Origin of the sequence: Candidatus Methanogranum gryphiswaldense, assembly GCA_019262145.1 — an archaeon.
GTDB classification, from domain to species: domain Archaea; phylum Thermoplasmatota; class Thermoplasmata; order Methanomassiliicoccales; family Methanomethylophilaceae; genus Methanogranum; species Methanogranum gryphiswaldense.
In genome coordinates, this window is record CP076745.1 from 1331198 (window position 1) to 1347277 (window position 16080).

Below are 16080 nucleotides of genomic sequence, written 5' to 3' on the forward strand. Positions count from 1 at the left end.
CTCATTTACCCGGAAAATTCAATTTTCCAAAATCGGTCTTATCTCTCATGGGGGTGCCTGGAACCTCATCGAAATCTGACCTTTCCTTTTTTTCCAATCCAACAAACAACGGTGCAGGACGTAGGACCATCCACTTGGACTTGATATCGTCGACTATTATGGGCTCGAACATGACATAATAAATCACAGACGTAAAAACGATGACCAGTGCGATCGTCACCCCTGACGTGATGATGTATGCCAAAACAATGAATATATTCGTATTGTTGATCGCGATGACGACAAAAAACAATGTTGCGAATACAGGAAGTGCCATCCTTATGAGCGTTGCCTTTATCCCGTCATAAAATCTGTAATCACGATAATTGGTCTGTATCCTTACATTCAATGATTTGAAAATGGACCATGGAAGTACAAACAATGGTATCAACAACACCAGAGAAAAAACGTACATGGGAATGTTGTAGTTAGAAGAATTACCCATAAAGGCTGGATTCATCGATATGTAGATCCATAACAGCATACCGACCATTAGGGCCAGGAATATCGTCTCCCCCATCTCCCTCCATGGAAGTTTATCCCTGCGCAGATCATAATCCAAGACTATGTTCCTGGTGTCGAGATCTCCGGGAACATTGAACGCAAAAGCGAGAGCTCTGTCCCAAAAACTCAATTTCTTCTTTATATTGATGTACTCAACAATACGGATTATCCTATAGAACATCCACCTCTGTATCGCATTCACCAATGCCACACACCCTGCTGCACCGAGAGTTATGAATAGGACAAGATAGAACAACATGTCAGGTAATTTCAACATCAATATCGCTATTATCACCAGCATGACCGAGATGAACATCCACAACTTGTTGCGGATCATATAGAACGCCCCACAAAAGAAAAAGAGAGATGTAAGCAAAGGTATGCTATTGTACAGAGAATCACCGATCAGGAACTTGTACGCAATTAGTATGACAGACCCCAAAAGTACAATAACTGCGATTATCAGAGTCATCCTGTCAGAAGGGCGAAGGAGTGAGAGACCGTCCGGTATGCTGTCCTTCCAATATTTTCCGTTCCTTCCTTGCTCAAGATGAAAACTCATGATCTTTCCATCCATACATCGAGATCCACTTTAGCCTTATCGCCTGGATAAACACCCAAGATAAGACCGATCTCCTTATTGTCATTGGTCGGGATTGGTCCGTAGCTGAACTCTTTGATGTCCTCTTTATGATATATCGAGGAATTGTCACTATTAGCAAAAACGATTGAAACTGGAATTTCAGATTTCAATTCGAAAAAGATGTATCTCTTTGGTTTAACCTCTATAGTAAATGTTTTAACATTGTCATAACAACCGGGTTTTGTTGGATCGAAATCCCCGATATGTATCTGTTGAACATTGAACACCTGCGTACGTTTCTCAAAGAGTGCCAATTTCCCACCTATTTCCCGATTAACATTCCGATAGATAGGAATTTCGTCACTCTATCGTTATATCTTCTTGAAGTTCATCAAGATCTGTAGAAAATTTCCACATCTTGGGATAATGCCCGCGTTCCATGAAAACACGCTCCGTAGAAACCGCTTTGCCCTGCTCAGTTGCCATTATCTTTGCGGATGACATCTGCATTTTACCTAAGGCGATAAGTTCACCTCTGGCTGTGATCATAGCTACCAACGCATTCTTTCTGATCTCGTCATCGAGCATGTGTATTCCCTGTATGTTAAGATCGGCACCATGACAAACAGCATCTACTGCGGTAGGTTTGACAATGACCTTTGGCAAAGGTTCCACAAGGACCTCCATTGGTTGGATGAGACTCCTAAGCCACTCTTCGCGTCCATCTTGTTGCCAGAATACATACGCATCCGTAATGTCCTGCAATGTCGCTGCTTTCTCCTCTGTCATGATACCAGAACGAGAACGTCTTAGTTCCTCCATGTTCGCACCGCAACCGAGAACTTCGCCAACATCTGTGCAAAGTGTGCGTATGTAAGTACCTGCGTCGCATGAGACCCTAAAAAGCACCTGTCTATCCTTGATCTCCAATATATCTATCTCTTTTATCGTCCTGATCCTGAGCTGTCTTTTCACAGCAGATCTTACCGGTGGAAGCTGATAGATCTTCCCTTGGAATCTTGACATGACATCTCTTATACGTTTCTCGGACCTGTCTGCGTGTATCCTCATCAAGCACACGTATTCCTTATCTGAGGACAATACTACATCCGTCAAACGAACGGCCTTACCTGTGCATATGGGAAGAATACCGCTCACGTAAGGGTCCAACGTACCTCCGTGACTTATCTTATCCGCATGTATAACATCCCTTGCCCATGCAGTTACCTGGTGTGATGTCGGTCCAGAAGGCTTATCCAATGCGATGACGCCGGCACCCAGCAATTCCCCTACGGAACGGTCGGAAGGTCTCTTGCCCCATCTATCGGGTATCGTCTTTGGGTCTTTTATCAACATCTATGGTCCTTTAAAGAATCGAGTATCTTGCGAGTGACCTCTTTAGGGGTCATGTTATCTGTCAAAATAACGAGGTCGTAGACACTGAGGTCTTCGACATCTATATCATAATACATTTTGTAACGTTTTGCCTCGGATGCTTGACGCTCCGCGGTCTTCTTTATCGCTTCGTCAAAAGATTCCCCCTCACGAAGGCCGACCCTCATCATCCTGACCTTCGGGCTTGCACCCAAATATACTTTATAAGCAGGAATATTGTTTCTTGAGAGCATATAAGCGGATAATCTCGATTCCAAAATGATATCCGGATTCGCACGTGCGATCTCCAATATCTTAGAATCGATCGTTTCGTCGATCTTCGGGTCTTTCTCCGCGACCGCACTGAACTCAGCGAGTGTAAGTTTTCTTTCGGCAGCCATTTCACGGAAGAACTGTCCGAAGACCACGGCTTTAAGGCCGAGGGCCTCGGACAGCATCTTACACGTGGTGGTCTTCCCCGATCCGGGAGGACCACTTATGGTTATCCTCATTTGAAGGCCTTCAATATACGACATCCAGTTCCTTCAGACGTTTTTTCAGGAGATAGTATCTTACGAATCTATTCTCCAACTGTCCGATGGGTAAGCTGATCATCGTGTAGATGACGATCCAATACGGCATGAATCCCATTACTGAATTCGCAAGGTTCAACACTCCCCACGGCATATTAATGTAGAGATCCACAGGGTCCACAGTATATGATATGAAGTAATAGACCCAGGCATACACCGGGAGGATGATGACCATGGTGACGGGCATGATCTTCATTTGATCGGTGCTCATCTTCATGGATTTTCCCATCATCTGCGGCTGCTGTTCTTGGAGCTTTTTCAGTTTGAATAGATTGTTCTCTATTCTTGCCTGACGAAGTTCTGCGTTGAACCCCGACTGCTCCTGTTGAACTTTTGCCTGTTCTATTGGATCGGTGATGAATCCCCTGATCACCGTGCTTAGGGTGATCATGATTATACCTGAGATGATCAGAGTGAACACAGGCCATTGACCACCAAAGTCAATGTACTGGAACACTACATTCAACGCTTTACCGATCGGGTCTCTGAACATCATGACGACCATCATGACGACCAGGGCGATCATCATGCCGATCAGGGTGCCCTTGGGCATGGCCGGCACGGCCTGTTGCGATCTCTGCATTTGTTCGGGTGATCCGGGGTTTGCCATCTTAACTCTCTCCTCCGAAGAATCCTCTCATTACTGGATTCATCTCCATCATCTGTTCACGACCGACCGCCTCATAGAAGTGGATCATTATACCCACCGCTAACAGCAATCCTGTACCTGAAGCATTTCCTGTTGTACCTATCATGTCGGCACAAGCCGCCAGAGCTCCTATCAGAGCTCCAGATAGAACCGTGATCGTCGGAATATACCTTTCGAGCACACGTTTCAGTACACGAGGATCCCTACGGAATCCTGGAATCTGCATACCACTCTTTTGGATCTGATTTGCCACTGCTTCCGGACCGAGATTTGTCGTTTCGACCCAGAACTTAGCGAACATTATCGATCCCATCACCATGACCGTACCGTATATCGATACACGACATAGATTCTCCAACGCTCCATGGTCATTACCGTAACTTGCTGGGTCTAGTATCGGCATAAGCCAATCAGTCAGACCTTGCGGGGCCGACAGATACCATGCTATCCCTCCAGACGCCGTAGTGGAATCATCAGCGAAAGATCCGATTATATCGTTATGTCCGATCAATGGAATTCCGCTAAGGAAATCATTGGTATAGAGGAGTAACGCGATCATGCTGATGTTTGCCAACAACGCGGACATCAATATGACCGGGATGTTACTTGAATACATCAATTTGATCGGATACCTTCCTCTGGCACCTCTCGCATTACCGTGTGATAGCGGCAATTCGATACGACTCGATTCTAGATAGACCACCACAAGGAAGATCACTATCGTCCCCACTAGTGCTATCATAGGATTCGGTTGTCCAAGGAATATCGACTCATACCCACCGCTTGCCATCTCCGATGAACTGGTGTTCATCAAGATGTAGATGGCCTTGGGAATTGTTCCAGCAGGCGGATTCGATACGCTCATTACTTCGCTTGCGTCCACCGCATACCAGTTCAATGCTCCTGTGAACACGGCCTGGGAAACTCCCGCGGCGATGAACAAAGAGATACCGCTTCCGATACCCCATTTAGATACCACCTCATCGAACAAGAACACCAGATATGATCCGATGCAGAGCTGCAGGATGATGAGCAGTTTAGATCCGTTCGAACCGAAGGTCGAAACGAAATCATCGGACGGTACCAGGTATCCAAATACCTGAGGTACCGCCTCGACGACTATCATTACTATGACCAACAGTTTCAAAACGGATTGGTAACACGCTTTGTCTTTTTTGTTCGTGAGATCGAGTTTGATTATCTTCGCTCCCACGAACAATTGCATGATGATTGAGGCTGTGACGATGGGCCCAATACCCAGCTGCAGGATCGTACCAGACGCTCCTGCCATGATGGTCCTGTACTGTGCGAACAGATCAAGCGATTCCGACTGATCCAGGCCGTATATGTACACGTTGGTCATTATGAAGTATACGACCAACACGACAATGACCCACATCATCTTCGTCCTGAAGTGCACATGGCCTTCAGGACGCTTGACTGCGGGGAGCCTGTCGCCTAGAGGTTTTACCTTGTACAACAGGCTAGGTTGTTCATCCATCCCAATCTAACTCCTCGATTTGCTTACTCAACAATACTTCCACCAGAGGCCTCGATCTTCTCGCGAGCTTTCGCGGAGATCTCGGCCACTGTGACGTTCACAGCCACGCTGATGGTTCCGTTTCCGAGCAGCTTGTCTATGCCTGCATCAGTTAGGTTGATATTATAGATATCCCCATTCTTCGCTCCGAAGCCCATTTCTACGAAATGGTCAGCCTGCTCCTCGAGTTCCGCAATGTTGAGGGTCGTGTTTGCCTCGACCATGCATTGGGGTCTCTTGAAACCGTGTCTTCCGAAGTGGTCCCTGTCATACTTCAGCATACCGATCTTGCCTGTCTTTCCGAGACCGGCCTGACCGCGTCCACCGATTATACCAGCTCCACGTCCAGATTTCTTTCCACGGCCGTGCGTCCTAGATCCTCTCATTTTTTTGGTTCTGCTTGGCATTTCTTTACACCTCACAGCATCCTGTTGATGAGATCGTTGATGGCCTCTGCCCTGTAACCGAGTGCCCCACCGTTCTGGTAGGAACGCTTGTTGCCTTCAAATCCCTTTACAGGGGGGTGAAGACGGAACACAGGCTTTGCAGCCTCAACATCTCTCAGTTTGTAATCATTCTCAATTATTGCCTTCGAAAGTTCCTCGACTGAGGTGAATTCTGATTTCTCCTTGAGATAATCGTCGGTGATCTCCTTGTCGCCTGCAAGTCTTCCGCGTGCGCGGATCATCGCAGTGAGGGTCTCCTCGCTGATCTCTCCCCAGGTACAGTAATCCTTAACTTTCTGAAGCATTCCATCCGTAGATCCGTTCTCGGGAACAACCACGCAGTGGTTGACCCTTGTAAGGCCTAGAAGGTCCATCGTGTAAGCAATGTTGTAATTGACATCAGGCTGTCCACGAACACGAATTATTGCGTATGTCATCTTCAGTCCTCCTTGTCAAAGTTAACGTCGGTCTCTTCTATCGACAGACCGACTGGTCCCGATACGATACGAAGTCTCTGGATCTGCTCAGCAGTGACTCTCATACGGGACGTCTCTTTGAGCGCCTCGAATGTTGCCATCGCATAGTTGACCTTGGTCTTCGTATTTCCTGTCGCAAATCCCCATGCATCCTTGACACCGGCAAGCGTTAGAAGACTCTTTGCGACATCTCCGACAGCTAATCCGATACCACGTGGTGCAGGTTTCAAATAGACAGTTACAGACCCTGTACGTCCAATGACCTCGTATGGGAACGAGTGAGGCTCACCGCAACCGCACTCCCATGAACCGCATCCTCTTTTGATTTCGATGATGTTCAGTTTTGCGTTGTCGATGGCCTTCTTTATAGAAGGTCCGACCTCCTTTCCTTTCGACCTTCCGATTCCGATGAATCCATCGCCGTTTCCAACGATACACGTCACCGCGAACCTGACCCTCCTTCCGGAGTCGGTCATCCTCTGGACCATGTTGAGGTCGATGACCTCATCCTTCATGTCCGGGAGTAGGATGTCCACGATCTCTGCCTCACGAAGGGGCAGTCTTGTGGCCAATGCGTCGCTCATGGTTGTGATCTCACCGTTGAGCACCATCTGGCCCAATCTTGTCTTAGGGACCCAATCCATTTCACTCAGCCTCCATCTTGTCTTTCAGACCGTTAACTGCGGCCTCGATCGCATCATCGATGTGTTTTCCGTAGAGCCTATCCTCAGTGGGAAGGACATCCTCGGAAACAGGTACTTCAAGTCCCGCATCGACCATACCCTTTACAACTGCGAAGAGAACTCCGCCGCGCTTGGGGTTTTGCATGCCGATGTCGAGAACAGCGTACTCGATTCCTGCTTTGATTGCTCTTTTGCCTGCAAGGTATCCAAGGAGATACGCCGCGGGAATGGTTGAACATGAGTTCTCCCATCCCATCTTGACGAGGTCTTTGGTACTTGCCGACATAATGATTCTGTCGCCCTCCATCCCGAACTCTACGAACTGGACGTTGGTGTTCTTGTTGGACCTTCTGACGACTGCCCTCGCTTCGCGGCTCGTAAGGAGCTTGCGGCGAACGTAGTAGTCAGTACGGCACTCTCTTCTTCTGCGGAACGCAACTTTATATCTTGGTCCTGTAGCCATCAGTTCTCCTCCTCCTTGAGGCAACCTTCGGCGATCATGTGCTGTTTGAGGTTCCTACGAGATTTGTAAACTCCTCCCTTGGCCCTTCTATAGTACAGCCTGTATACGGAGGGAGTGATCTTGCCATCGGCCCTTAGGGTCTTAAGCTCGTCACGGATTGGCCTGATCGTGGCCATCCACCTGCTCTTGTCGGAAACGCGTGCGTTGGCTGTTCCCTTCCTTGAACCGGGTCCCTTCCTCTTTCCACTTGCCTTCTGACCTGCGGCGTATCTTATCCTTCCTTTGGAAGTGCCATTCTTTGCCTTTGCCTTGATAAGGCCGGAATCAATGGCCGTGCGAATATCGCCGCGGGTGATACAGTCTTCGACATCCTCGATCTTATCGGGGTTGATCCAGACTCTATTCTCACCACAGTTCAGAATGTCAGCTGCCATTCTTCTCTGGTTTCTAAGATCGGACATGTTCACACCATCCTGTTGAGAACCCTTATACCGAGCTCTGCAGCCCTGTCCTCTATGACGATTCTTTTCTTGGTCCCTACTGTTCCGCCTATGCGGACAGCCTGAACCTTAGGATTGATGTTCTCGAGACCGTCTACATTGTAGATCAGAACCTCTTCGAACCCTGAGGGGTGAAGTTCCCTTGTAGAGACTGGCCCACGGTAACCGATATCGACCATCGGGGGACGCCTCTTGAGCTGTCTCTTCATCTTGGAGTGAATACCTTTCGGCTTTCTCCATTTCTCTCCGAGTTTGGAGTATCTGAACCACTCCTGTCTCTTGAAAGCAGGCCTACGTCCAGAGATTAACGCTCTTTTAGCCAATGCATCGGCCATCTCTTCGCTGATCTCGGGCTTAGCCTTTACGACATATCCTTCGTTCTCAACGACCTCGACGACTTCTACAGTCTTCTCCTTGGACTCTGACCTCTTGGTCTCCTTCTTTACCTCTGTGGGTACTATTTCCCCGCTGAGGGTCTTTTTCCAGTTCTCCACGGTCTTTGGACCGACACCGGAAAGCGCCTTGATTATCTCCTTGACCTTTGCATCGTCCGACAAGGCTGCCTTGAGCTCATCGACGCTTGTGATGCCGATGCTCTTCAGCTCGGCCACGTTGGCTTCTTTGAGGCCTGTAAGGTCCGTGAGTGTTTTTACGGTCATTCTTTCACCTTGTGGGATTTGTGGACGATATATATTCCGTCCTGGAACGTTCTCTTGTCGAAACCGGGCCTGGAGGTTGCTTTCTCTAGGTTGGCTGCGGTCTGACCACAGGCCTCGATGCTTATTCCCTCTATGGTAACATCAGCACCGCTGACCTTTACCTTACAGTTATCAACTATCTTGGCGTAACGCGGAGCGTGTCCTCCCATGTAGTTGTTGATCTCGACCTGATTTCCTTTTACAGTCACTTTCATCGGGAAGTGGGAGAATACGACCTTAAGACCGTATGTGAATCCTATTGTGACACCTTTCATCATGTTATTGATGTGTGCCACAAAGGTTCCGACCATGGCCTTTTCCTTGATCCTGGGGTACTCGCAGCTAACGCTGATTTGTCCCTCTCCAACTTTCACGATGACGCGAGGGTGCGCGAAGTTTCTGCTCAATTCTCCCTTAGGTCCCTTGACCTTTACTATGTCGCCGTCCCTAGAGACAGTGACACCGCCGGGGATGGCGATAGTGCTTTCGATTTTCCCTGCTATTGTCATTTTTATTCCTCAATAGATGTATGCTAACAACTTTCCGCCTATTCCGAGCTCTTTGGCACGTTCCTGGGTGATAACACCTGCGGTAGTGGTCATGACGAGAACTCCGAAGTCCTGTGCGGGGAGGAACCTCGCTTCGAACTTCTCGATTTCTACGATTTTGACCGAATACCTCGGCTTGATAACACCACAGTCGTTGATTGCTCCTTTGAGCATAACGCGGAATTTACCTGCTTTTCCGTCCTCAATGTACTCGAACTGATTGATGTATCCGTGGTCCTGCATTACTTTCAGCACGCGGCCGATAAGTTTTGAGGAGGGCTGGATAACACATTCGCTCTTTCCGTTGAGAGCTGCATTCTTCATGACGCACATTGCGTCGTTCAATGGATCGCACTGCATTTCTCACACCTCACGAATACTTCTTGAACCCGAGTTCCGGGGCCATATCTCTGAAGCACTGGCGGCAAAGATGCATTCCATATCTTCTGATGATTCCTCTTCTGCGTCCGCAGCGGGTACATCCAATAGATCTGCCAAACTGTTTCTTGGGCTTCACTCTACCACCTCTACTTCATAATTGTCTTTCATATACTGGATCGCCTCATCGCGATCCACACGGTGACCTTTGGAGGCCTTCCTTTTAAGGAGTGCCCTCGTCGAGATCCTACCGCCCTTTCTTCTGAGAACTACGCTTACATCCATTCCAAAGATACCGACATCAGGATCATATTTCATTCCTGCGAAATCAGTATAATCGGAGATACCGAAGGACATGTTTCCCTCTTTATCGAACGAATACTCGTAAACGCGCTGTTCTCTGATAGCAAGAGACTTTCTAAGAAAATCTTCTGCGGCCTCTCCCCTAAGGGTGACCTTACATCCAAGAGGCATTCCGATACGAATACCGAGATCCCTGTTTACATGCTTGGATATTGTCTGGACAGATGCCTGTCCTGTGACCATTTTCAAGACCTTCTGTGCTTTTGCAAGCCTCTCTCCTGCCTCTCCGACACCGATATTCACAGTGATCTTATCGATGTGGAGTTCCCTCATTGCATTCATGCAGAGGCCTCCGGCATTGTGATTTCAACCTTGCGCTCTCCAACTACGAATATATTGCAGTTGGTAGTTTCAGTTCCGTCATCGAAGACGACTATGTTCTCCCCGGATCCTTTGACCACGATGAGATCTTTGACCGTCTTGATCTTTCCAGACTGCGAACCTTTGACTATAAGGACCTTGGCTCCGGATTTAGCTGGATAGTGCTCGATGACCTTCTGGTCTGGAACTTCTATCTTAAGCGTATCTCCTACCTTGTAGTCGTTCTTGTCAAGAATGATGTTCCTTCCACCACTAAGGTTTATCTGGAACTTTCCATCCTTGACCGTCGTCTTGTCCTCTATCCTGCAGAGTTTGACCTTCGCCTCGTCTGCACTGATAGGTACAAGTATGAACTTTCCCTTTTCGCTCAAAAGCATGCGGAATGCCAGTCCCATCTTGGGGATGACGATCGTGTCCATGACTCCAACGGGGGCCTTAGGATTTTTCACGGCCTTTCCGTCAACGATAAGTTCACGGTTGCCTATGATCCTCTTTGCCTCCCTAGCGGTGTCACATACGCCGATCATATCCCTGAGGATTAGAACTGCGGGCATGCTGCTCTCCACAGAGTGTGCTCCGGGAGACTGCTTTGTTGCCCAGACCGAGACCTTCCTCTTGAGGGGCCATGTCCTGGGTGCTGCCAATCTCTTCATGTGATCGCTCATTGTTTAGCCTCCTTATTCTTGGAGAGCGCATCCATCCTCCACGGATCTTCCGTGTTCAACTTTGTGATCACGAGATTTGATGCGTGAATTGGACGGACAACGGCTGTCCCGTCCGCCTGATTGATGGTTACTCCATCGACTGAAACGCGCCCTGTTTTTGTGAATACCTCGAGAACCTTTCCCTCGGTACCACGGATGTCCGCATCACCGCGGAGTACTGCAACGGTATCTCCCTTGCAGACCCTTGCTGTGCGGCCCCCGTACTGCTCGCGGAGTTCAGCGGAGAGGTGTGCTGAAAGCATCTTCCTCTTCTTGTGGGCAGGTGCGTGTGCCTGAGCTTTTCTCTGTACCCTTGCTTTGCTGCTTGCCATATTCATTCCTCACACGATAGTGTTGGCCGTTGCTGCAATACGTGGCCACCTTTCGGCTGCCTCCCTTGCAACAGGCCCTTTTATGTCTGTTCCTTTTGTCTCGCCCGTATCGGTCGTAAGTACTGCGGCGTTATCCTCGAAGAATATCATTGTTCCGTCAGGACGTCTCATTGGGCGTCTCTGGCGTACTATGACCGCAAATACGATCTGCTTCCTCATCGCAGGAGTTCCCTTTTTCACAGATGCGATGACAACGTCACCGACACCAGCTGCGGGGATCCTCCTTGCCACTCCGTGGTAGCCAGGAACGGTAATGATCTCGATGACCTTAGCTCCAGAGTTATCTATAACCGTGAGCTGTGATCCGTTGATGAGTCCTCTTGTCTGATTTCCAGCAATTCCCTTCATCTCTTCATCACTCCTTTTTCTCAACTACTACGAACGACACGGTCTTCGAAATTGGTCTACATTCCATGATCCTTACACGGTCCCCTACCTTGAGTCCAAGGCAAGGAGATGCATGGCATGCATATCTTGCAGATCTTTTCTCGTATCTCTCGTATTTTTTCTCGAATCTAAGGTAATTGCGCTCAACGATGACTGTTTTACTCATCTTGACGGTCGCAACTACACCCTCAATGACCTGTCCCCTGACCGGTAAACTGCCATGGAAGGGGCAGTTCGGGTCGTTACACTCAGATGTGGGGGGAACAACGTCAATTCCAATGTTTCTTGTTTTTGCTGTCATTTTTTCACCTAACCTTTTTTATTCTATCTTCTGGTCGGTGTTGTATTTCTATACCTTTGATGTCTATCTGTATGTCTTGGTATGTGAATCTGAACTCATTGCCTGGCTTTGGTACCATTCTATCAGTTCCGGCCGATTCAATGGTGAACGTGTTTTTTGTCTCGTCGACCACAACCCCGGATAATCCCGAGAATGGTGCTGACAGCACTACCACGTCCAGACCTATGAGTTCAGACCTCATGAATTCGCTTCTGTTCATTTTACCTAACTTCAGTACGGAAGCCCATTTCTTCCAAGACTACTTTCACTTTTTTCTTGTGATCGCCCTGGAGTTCTATACGGCCATCCTTGCATGTTCCGCCGGCAGCACATCTATTTTTAAGCTGCTTGGTCAGATCGTTTATGTTGATATCATTCTCATCGATTCCATCAATCACAGTAACCATCTTACCATATCTGCGGCTATCAACTGAGATCCTAACGCACTGCTGTTCACGTGCGATTTCCTCGCACATGCAGAGTTCCTTAGGCAATCCACATACTGGACAGATAACCATCAGAATTCTTCCTCCTCCTTCTGGACGGTCAGAATGCGCGCAATGTTCAACCTGAGGGCACGGATTATTCCAGGACTGGAGGGGGCACCTCCCATAGCGGAAACTCCTCTCTCGTGCATGAGTTCATTGCGAAGCTCTTTGAGCTTCTGATTACGTTCCTCGACACTCATGTTTCTGATGTCCGCGGTCTTGAGAGAAGTCATTACTGAACCCCTCCTTTGACCGATGTGGGCGCAGAAACTATGCCTTCAGCTTTAACTGGTGTCGCGAACAGATCCGGAAGGAGTGCTGCGGCCTCAGTTTTTCCGACAACCGAAATCTCGGCAGGCAGTTTTGCGTCGGGTCTCATGATCTCCACAGTGACTCCGATGACTCCCATCTTGAGCTTCGCGACCGCGTATCCGTGATCGATGAAGTTTATCTTGGGCTCACCGCAGAACTTTATGTAACCCTCTTTGAATTTTTCCGTTCTGTGTCTCTGTCCGGTTAATTTACCTGCAATTATGATATGACATCCGCGTGCACCCGCATCCATGATCCTACGGACCGTGGAATGCCCTGCTCTACGGAAATGCCAGCCTCTCTCGAGAGAGAAGGCCAGTTTCTCTGCCATGATCTGTGCGTTAAGACTTGCATTCGCAACCTCTTGAACTTCGATCTGAGGATTCTCAAAACCGAATTTCTCTTCGATCGCCAATGTAAGGTTCTTGATCGTCTGACCGCGCCTTCCGATAACTAGTCCGGGTCTCTCTGTGGTGAGGATGACACGGGTTCCCATGGGCGTCCTCTGGACGTCCAGCCCGCCGAATCCTGCACGGCTAACCTCTTTCATGAGGTACTCTTTAAGGAGAACCCTGCGGACGTTCTCGGCAACAAATTTTCTCTCTGATGCCATTTCACTCAACCTCCTCGAGAATTACCTCAATGTTGGCGGTCTCTTGATTCCACTGTGTAGCCCTTCCCTGTGCCCTCGGCCTGTGGCCGGGGATGGTCTGGCCCCTTGCAATTGTAATCGTGGCGATCGCCATATTTGACGGACTAAGTCCTTTGTACTCTGCATTTGAAGCAGCGGACTGTATCACTGCAAGGATCGCCAAAGATGCCTTTACGGGGTATCTTCCGGGTCCGACTCCCTTCTTGTGAGATACACGTTTGTTGTATCTCTTCAGAGGGACAGCCTTCTCCATTGCGATTACTTCCTCGAGCTTTACCACTGCTGTGTCTACCTTCATTCCGCGGATCATACCGGCCACCTCGCGTGCGAACTTGGGGGAGACGGGCTGATCCTTAGCCCTTGCCTTAGCGGATGTGTCTGGGTCTGCAACTGTTGTGTAACCTTTGTTTGTCATACCTTAACACCTCACTTCAGCGGCATGAACTTCGAAGATCTTGTAGCACCGACTCCGGGTCCAGAGTGCTGTGGTGCTTTTCTTGTAGGAATGAACTCCCCAAGGAAACATCCAAGCATTTCGGGCTTGATCTCTACGTTCTTGAATTCGTGTCCGTTGTAAACACTAACGGTCTTTCCTACGAACTGCGGGATTATTGGGAGATCCCTGCGGTGTGTCCTGATGACATCTTCCGGTTCCGCTGCTTTTAGCTTATCAAAAAGCAACTGCTGTTCGTAGTTCAGTCCGCGGAGGTATGTCCTCCTTGACCTGGAAGGAAGGAGACCTAGAATCTCGTCGAAAGACATGGCGAGCAACTCGTCCATGGTGAATCCACGGTACATGAACTCCTTCTTCCTCTTTGACTGGATCGCGGATGCCTTCTTTCTCGATTTCCTTCTGGAGGCTTTTGCCGATCCTGCGATAATTTTCTTTGCCATTGGAATCACTTCCTCTTCTTAGGAGGCAGGAATCCTGCCTTCTGACCAGTAGATGCGGTCCTCTTCTGACAGTTCGGTCCTCCGACATGGGGGTGGCTTCCTCCTCCGTGGGGGTGATCGACTGCATTCATTGCAACTCCGCTGACAACTTTGTTGGCAACGGATCTCGACCTAAGCGTAAGGTAATTCTTACCTGCTTTAGCGAGTGGCTTGTCCCCTCTTCCTCCACCTGCAACTACACCGATAACGGCGCGGCAGTTAGGGTTGAACTCCTTCATCTGTCCGGAAGGCATGAGAATCATAATGCTCTCTCCCCTGCTGACAATTGTTGCGGACGAGCCTGCTGTCTTTGCATACTTTCCTCCGTCTCCGGGTGTTCCCTCGATGTTGTGTACATAACTTCCCTCAGGAATCTTGCTCAACGTCGTGATGTTTCCGGCTACGATCTTGTCTGTTCCTACTGCTATCTGCTGTCCGACCTTGGTCCCTTCAACAGCGATCTGGTAGTCTGTCTTGCCTTGGAAGACAATGACTGCCAGCGGGCTGGTCCTTCCGGGTGCCTGTATCAGATCTTTGATTGTTCCGACCCCATTTTCCATGTGAGGAAGCCTGACATCGTCTACATGCCTGTGGCTTGGGGAACGGTAGTGGGAGCCTCCGCGGCCCCTTCTCTGTGTTCTCAATCTCTTTCCCATATATTCACCTCAGAATACTCCAACCCTCATTCCAACATCTTCAGCGGAGTAACCCTCTGCGAGTTTAATGATGGCATGTTTACCGTCTTTCTGAATTCTTGTCCAAACACACTCGACTTTGACCTCGAAGCGCTCTTCGAAGGCAACTTTCACATCCTTCTTGGATGCTTGCCTGTGAACTATGAACTCGATCTTATTTCCATCCCTGAATTTCTGTGCAGGTGTCCCGGCCATGAAATTCAAGGATTTCTCTGTGACATAAGGCCTTATGAGAATATCGCTCTGCTTCATTCCGTCCACTCTCCTATCTGTGCGATAGCTGATTTAGTATAGACTACGAGTCTTCCTGCATCTCCTCCAGGAGCGAGTATGCCCGCGTTTAGTGTGCCGACCGTTTCGATCTGTACGCCGGGAAGGTTAGATGCACTCTTGAATATGGGCAGTTCCCTGTCGCATACTACAATAAGAATAGATACAGGTGTCCTGTACTTTCTGTTCCTCATCTTTCCCCTTCCTGCACGGATCTTGGTTCCGTCCTTTGCACGCTCAACATCGTATCCTATGCCGATGAGATCTAGGATCTCTCCGACCGCTTTGGTGCTTGTGATATTCTGGAACTCGTCGTCAATAACAACTGGGAACGAAAGAGAATCATCGAACTGATGCCCACGTGCTTTTACACAGTCTGCACGGCCGGTTGCTGCAAGAGCAGACATACGGGCCATTCTCAATTCTTTTCTGTTGACTTTCTGTGCCCATATCCTCTCAGGTAGCGGGGGGTGTGCCCTTCTTCCAGAAACGTTGTTAGGCGACTCTGTCGCTCTCTTTCCATCCTTAACTCTCTGTACACGTGAAACTCCACGTCCCTTTCCCCATGTGCTAACAGAATGTCTCATTCCTGCATTGGGTGATGGTCCGTAGGGCTGCCTTTTGTTGGCTGCCGCCGCGAGAATGGCCTTCTTTATGACGTCGGGCCTGTATTCTGTTGCAAATGCGGCGGGGACATCGATGGTTCCGGAGATCTCTCCCTTGACTGAATAAACGTTTGTCGTTGTCAT

At 48.8% G+C, this 16080-nt stretch carries 29 protein-coding genes; all 29 read right to left on the minus strand.

Annotation, left to right across the window (positions count from 1 at the left end; genetic code table 11):
• Nucleotide 1: 1 nt before the first annotated feature.
• Genes KRP56_06800 through rpl4p form a run of 29 tightly spaced genes read right to left on the minus strand, consistent with a single transcriptional unit; the run spans nt 2 to nt 16080 of the window.
• Nucleotides 2-1105 (minus strand): hypothetical protein, encoded by a 1104-nt coding sequence (locus tag KRP56_06800; GenBank protein UAL07516.1) that lies wholly within the window; start codon nt 1103-1105, stop codon nt 2-4.
• Nucleotides 1102-1440: a hypothetical protein gene (locus tag KRP56_06805; GenBank protein UAL07517.1), complete on the minus strand. Its 339-nt coding sequence runs from the start codon at nt 1438-1440 to the stop codon at nt 1102-1104. The genes KRP56_06800 and KRP56_06805 overlap by 4 nt, the downstream gene beginning before the upstream one ends.
• A gap of 46 nt (nt 1441-1486) precedes the next feature.
• The gene (locus tag KRP56_06810; protein ID UAL07518.1) at nt 1487-2482 is read right to left on the minus strand and encodes an RNA-guided pseudouridylation complex pseudouridine synthase subunit Cbf5; all 996 of its coding nucleotides are present in this window, start codon (nt 2480-2482) and stop codon (nt 1487-1489) included.
• Nucleotides 2476-3012, minus strand: a complete 537-nt coding sequence (locus tag KRP56_06815) for an AAA family ATPase (protein UAL07519.1) — start codon at nt 3010-3012, stop codon at nt 2476-2478. The genes KRP56_06810 and KRP56_06815 overlap by 7 nt, the downstream gene beginning before the upstream one ends.
• A gap of 10 nt (nt 3013-3022) precedes the next feature.
• Nucleotides 3023-3646, minus strand: coding sequence for an EMC3/TMCO1 family protein (locus KRP56_06820; protein ID UAL08499.1), 624 nt, complete (start codon nt 3644-3646; stop codon nt 3023-3025).
• Nucleotides 3647-3704: 58 nt separating this feature from the next.
• The gene (gene secY, locus KRP56_06825) at nt 3705-5243 is read right to left on the minus strand and encodes a preprotein translocase subunit SecY (GenBank protein UAL07520.1); all 1539 of its coding nucleotides are present in this window, start codon (nt 5241-5243) and stop codon (nt 3705-3707) included.
• Between the two features lie 23 nt (nt 5244-5266).
• Complete coding sequence (locus KRP56_06830) at nt 5267-5689, minus strand: 50S ribosomal protein L15 (GenBank protein UAL07521.1); 423 nt, start codon at nt 5687-5689, stop codon at nt 5267-5269.
• Nucleotides 5690-5700: 11 nt separating this feature from the next.
• Nucleotides 5701-6165: a 50S ribosomal protein L30 gene (locus tag KRP56_06835; GenBank protein UAL07522.1), complete on the minus strand. Its 465-nt coding sequence runs from the start codon at nt 6163-6165 to the stop codon at nt 5701-5703.
• 2 nt (nt 6166-6167) lie between these two features.
• Nucleotides 6168-6848, minus strand: a complete 681-nt coding sequence (locus tag KRP56_06840; protein UAL07523.1) for a 30S ribosomal protein S5 — start codon at nt 6846-6848, stop codon at nt 6168-6170.
• 1 nt (nt 6849) lies between these two features.
• The gene (locus KRP56_06845; protein ID UAL07524.1) at nt 6850-7350 is read right to left on the minus strand and encodes a 50S ribosomal protein L18; all 501 of its coding nucleotides are present in this window, start codon (nt 7348-7350) and stop codon (nt 6850-6852) included.
• Nucleotides 7350-7811 (minus strand): 50S ribosomal protein L19e, encoded by a 462-nt coding sequence (locus KRP56_06850; GenBank protein ID UAL07525.1) that lies wholly within the window; start codon nt 7809-7811, stop codon nt 7350-7352. The genes KRP56_06845 and KRP56_06850 overlap by 1 nt, the downstream gene beginning before the upstream one ends.
• Before the next feature lie 2 nt (nt 7812-7813).
• On the minus strand, nt 7814-8509 hold the full coding sequence (locus tag KRP56_06855) for a 50S ribosomal protein L32e (GenBank protein UAL07526.1): 696 nt from the start codon (nt 8507-8509) through the stop codon (nt 7814-7816).
• Nucleotides 8506-9057, minus strand: a complete 552-nt coding sequence (locus KRP56_06860) for a 50S ribosomal protein L6 (GenBank protein ID UAL07527.1) — start codon at nt 9055-9057, stop codon at nt 8506-8508. Before KRP56_06860 ends, KRP56_06855 begins: the two co-directional genes overlap by 4 nt.
• A 9-nt stretch (nt 9058-9066) precedes the next feature.
• A complete protein-coding gene (locus KRP56_06865) occupies nt 9067-9456 on the minus strand; it encodes a 30S ribosomal protein S8 (GenBank protein ID UAL07528.1) in 390 nt (129 codons plus the stop codon).
• Nucleotides 9457-9466: 10 nt separating this feature from the next.
• Complete coding sequence (locus tag KRP56_06870) at nt 9467-9613, minus strand: 30S ribosomal protein S14 (protein ID UAL07529.1); 147 nt, start codon at nt 9611-9613, stop codon at nt 9467-9469.
• Nucleotides 9610-10119 carry a 50S ribosomal protein L5 gene (locus KRP56_06875; protein ID UAL07530.1) on the minus strand — a complete coding sequence of 170 codons (510 nt, stop codon included), beginning with the start codon at nt 10117-10119 and terminating at the stop codon, nt 9610-9612. Before KRP56_06875 ends, KRP56_06870 begins: the two co-directional genes overlap by 4 nt.
• Nucleotides 10116-10823 carry a 30S ribosomal protein S4e gene (locus KRP56_06880; protein ID UAL07531.1) on the minus strand — a complete coding sequence of 236 codons (708 nt, stop codon included), beginning with the start codon at nt 10821-10823 and terminating at the stop codon, nt 10116-10118. Before KRP56_06880 ends, KRP56_06875 begins: the two co-directional genes overlap by 4 nt.
• A complete protein-coding gene (rplX, locus tag KRP56_06885) occupies nt 10820-11194 on the minus strand; it encodes a 50S ribosomal protein L24 (protein UAL07532.1) in 375 nt (124 codons plus the stop codon). The genes KRP56_06880 and rplX overlap by 4 nt, the downstream gene beginning before the upstream one ends.
• A gap of 9 nt (nt 11195-11203) precedes the next feature.
• Entirely contained in the window at nt 11204-11602 is a 399-nt protein-coding gene (locus tag KRP56_06890; GenBank protein UAL07533.1) for a 50S ribosomal protein L14, read from the minus strand.
• A gap of 7 nt (nt 11603-11609) precedes the next feature.
• Entirely contained in the window at nt 11610-11942 is a 333-nt protein-coding gene (locus KRP56_06895) for a 30S ribosomal protein S17 (GenBank protein ID UAL07534.1), read from the minus strand.
• Between the two features lie 4 nt (nt 11943-11946).
• Entirely contained in the window at nt 11947-12201 is a 255-nt protein-coding gene (locus KRP56_06900) for a ribonuclease P protein subunit (GenBank protein ID UAL07535.1), read from the minus strand.
• Between the two features lies 1 nt (nt 12202).
• Nucleotides 12203-12502 (minus strand): stress response translation initiation inhibitor YciH, encoded by a 300-nt coding sequence (gene yciH / locus KRP56_06905; protein UAL08500.1) that lies wholly within the window; start codon nt 12500-12502, stop codon nt 12203-12205.
• Nucleotides 12499-12702 carry a 50S ribosomal protein L29 gene (gene rpmC, locus KRP56_06910; protein ID UAL07536.1) on the minus strand — a complete coding sequence of 68 codons (204 nt, stop codon included), beginning with the start codon at nt 12700-12702 and terminating at the stop codon, nt 12499-12501. Before rpmC ends, yciH begins: the two co-directional genes overlap by 4 nt.
• The gene (locus KRP56_06915) at nt 12702-13394 is read right to left on the minus strand and encodes a 30S ribosomal protein S3 (protein UAL07537.1); all 693 of its coding nucleotides are present in this window, start codon (nt 13392-13394) and stop codon (nt 12702-12704) included. The genes rpmC and KRP56_06915 overlap by 1 nt, the downstream gene beginning before the upstream one ends.
• Before the next feature lies 1 nt (nt 13395).
• On the minus strand, nt 13396-13848 hold the full coding sequence (locus tag KRP56_06920) for a 50S ribosomal protein L22 (GenBank protein ID UAL07538.1): 453 nt from the start codon (nt 13846-13848) through the stop codon (nt 13396-13398).
• 11 nt (nt 13849-13859) lie between these two features.
• Nucleotides 13860-14327, minus strand: coding sequence for a 30S ribosomal protein S19 (locus KRP56_06925; protein ID UAL07539.1), 468 nt, complete (start codon nt 14325-14327; stop codon nt 13860-13862).
• A 5-nt stretch (nt 14328-14332) separates the two neighbouring features.
• Nucleotides 14333-15022: a 50S ribosomal protein L2 gene (locus KRP56_06930; GenBank protein ID UAL07540.1), complete on the minus strand. Its 690-nt coding sequence runs from the start codon at nt 15020-15022 to the stop codon at nt 14333-14335.
• Between the two features lie 9 nt (nt 15023-15031).
• Entirely contained in the window at nt 15032-15313 is a 282-nt protein-coding gene (gene rplW, locus KRP56_06935) for a 50S ribosomal protein L23 (GenBank protein UAL07541.1), read from the minus strand.
• On the minus strand, nt 15310-16080 hold the full coding sequence (gene rpl4p / locus KRP56_06940; protein ID UAL07542.1) for a 50S ribosomal protein L4: 771 nt from the start codon (nt 16078-16080) through the stop codon (nt 15310-15312). Before rpl4p ends, rplW begins: the two co-directional genes overlap by 4 nt.

Excerpts from the sequence above, each read along its gene's own strand:
- KRP56_06800 (UAL07516.1), bottom strand. The coding sequence starts at position 1,105 with ATGAGTTTTCATCTTGAGCAAGGAAGGAACGGAAAATATTGGAAGGAC.
- KRP56_06810 (UAL07518.1), bottom strand. The coding sequence starts at position 2,482 with ATGTTGATAAAAGACCCAAAGACGATACCCGATAGATGGGGCAAGAGA.
- KRP56_06815 (UAL07519.1), bottom strand. The coding sequence starts at position 3,012 with ATGAGGATAACCATAAGTGGTCCTCCCGGATCGGGGAAGACCACCACG.
- KRP56_06820 (UAL08499.1), bottom strand. The coding sequence starts at position 3,646 with ATGCCCAAGGGCACCCTGATCGGCATGATGATCGCCCTGGTCGTCATG.
- secY (UAL07520.1), bottom strand. The coding sequence starts at position 5,243 with ATGGATGAACAACCTAGCCTGTTGTACAAGGTAAAACCTCTAGGCGAC.
- KRP56_06830 (UAL07521.1), bottom strand. The coding sequence starts at position 5,689 with ATGCCAAGCAGAACCAAAAAAATGAGAGGATCTAGGACGCACGGCCGT.
- KRP56_06835 (UAL07522.1), bottom strand. The coding sequence starts at position 6,165 with ATGACATACGCAATAATTCGTGTTCGTGGACAGCCTGATGTCAATTAC.
- KRP56_06840 (UAL07523.1), bottom strand. The coding sequence starts at position 6,848 with ATGGATTGGGTCCCTAAGACAAGATTGGGCCAGATGGTGCTCAACGGT.
- KRP56_06845 (UAL07524.1), bottom strand. The coding sequence starts at position 7,350 with ATGGCTACAGGACCAAGATATAAAGTTGCGTTCCGCAGAAGAAGAGAG.
- KRP56_06850 (UAL07525.1), bottom strand. The coding sequence starts at position 7,811 with ATGTCCGATCTTAGAAACCAGAGAAGAATGGCAGCTGACATTCTGAAC.
- KRP56_06855 (UAL07526.1), bottom strand. The coding sequence starts at position 8,509 with ATGACCGTAAAAACACTCACGGACCTTACAGGCCTCAAAGAAGCCAAC.
- KRP56_06860 (UAL07527.1), bottom strand. The coding sequence starts at position 9,057 with ATGACAATAGCAGGGAAAATCGAAAGCACTATCGCCATCCCCGGCGGT.
- KRP56_06865 (UAL07528.1), bottom strand. The coding sequence starts at position 9,456 with ATGCAGTGCGATCCATTGAACGACGCAATGTGCGTCATGAAGAATGCA.
- KRP56_06875 (UAL07530.1), bottom strand. The coding sequence starts at position 10,119 with ATGAATGCAATGAGGGAACTCCACATCGATAAGATCACTGTGAATATC.
- KRP56_06880 (UAL07531.1), bottom strand. The coding sequence starts at position 10,823 with ATGAGCGATCACATGAAGAGATTGGCAGCACCCAGGACATGGCCCCTC.
- rplX (UAL07532.1), bottom strand. The coding sequence starts at position 11,194 with ATGGCAAGCAGCAAAGCAAGGGTACAGAGAAAAGCTCAGGCACACGCA.
- KRP56_06890 (UAL07533.1), bottom strand. The coding sequence starts at position 11,602 with ATGAAGGGAATTGCTGGAAATCAGACAAGAGGACTCATCAACGGATCA.
- KRP56_06895 (UAL07534.1), bottom strand. The coding sequence starts at position 11,942 with ATGACAGCAAAAACAAGAAACATTGGAATTGACGTTGTTCCCCCCACA.
- KRP56_06900 (UAL07535.1), bottom strand. The coding sequence starts at position 12,201 with ATGAACAGAAGCGAATTCATGAGGTCTGAACTCATAGGTCTGGACGTG.
- rpmC (UAL07536.1), bottom strand. The coding sequence starts at position 12,702 with ATGACTTCTCTCAAGACCGCGGACATCAGAAACATGAGTGTCGAGGAA.
- KRP56_06915 (UAL07537.1), bottom strand. The coding sequence starts at position 13,394 with ATGGCATCAGAGAGAAAATTTGTTGCCGAGAACGTCCGCAGGGTTCTC.
- KRP56_06920 (UAL07538.1), bottom strand. The coding sequence starts at position 13,848 with ATGACAAACAAAGGTTACACAACAGTTGCAGACCCAGACACATCCGCT.
- KRP56_06925 (UAL07539.1), bottom strand. The coding sequence starts at position 14,327 with ATGGCAAAGAAAATTATCGCAGGATCGGCAAAAGCCTCCAGAAGGAAA.
- KRP56_06930 (UAL07540.1), bottom strand. The coding sequence starts at position 15,022 with ATGGGAAAGAGATTGAGAACACAGAGAAGGGGCCGCGGAGGCTCCCAC.
- rplW (UAL07541.1), bottom strand. The coding sequence starts at position 15,313 with ATGAAGCAGAGCGATATTCTCATAAGGCCTTATGTCACAGAGAAATCC.
- rpl4p (UAL07542.1), bottom strand. The coding sequence starts at position 16,080 with ATGACAACGACAAACGTTTATTCAGTCAAGGGAGAGATCTCCGGAACC.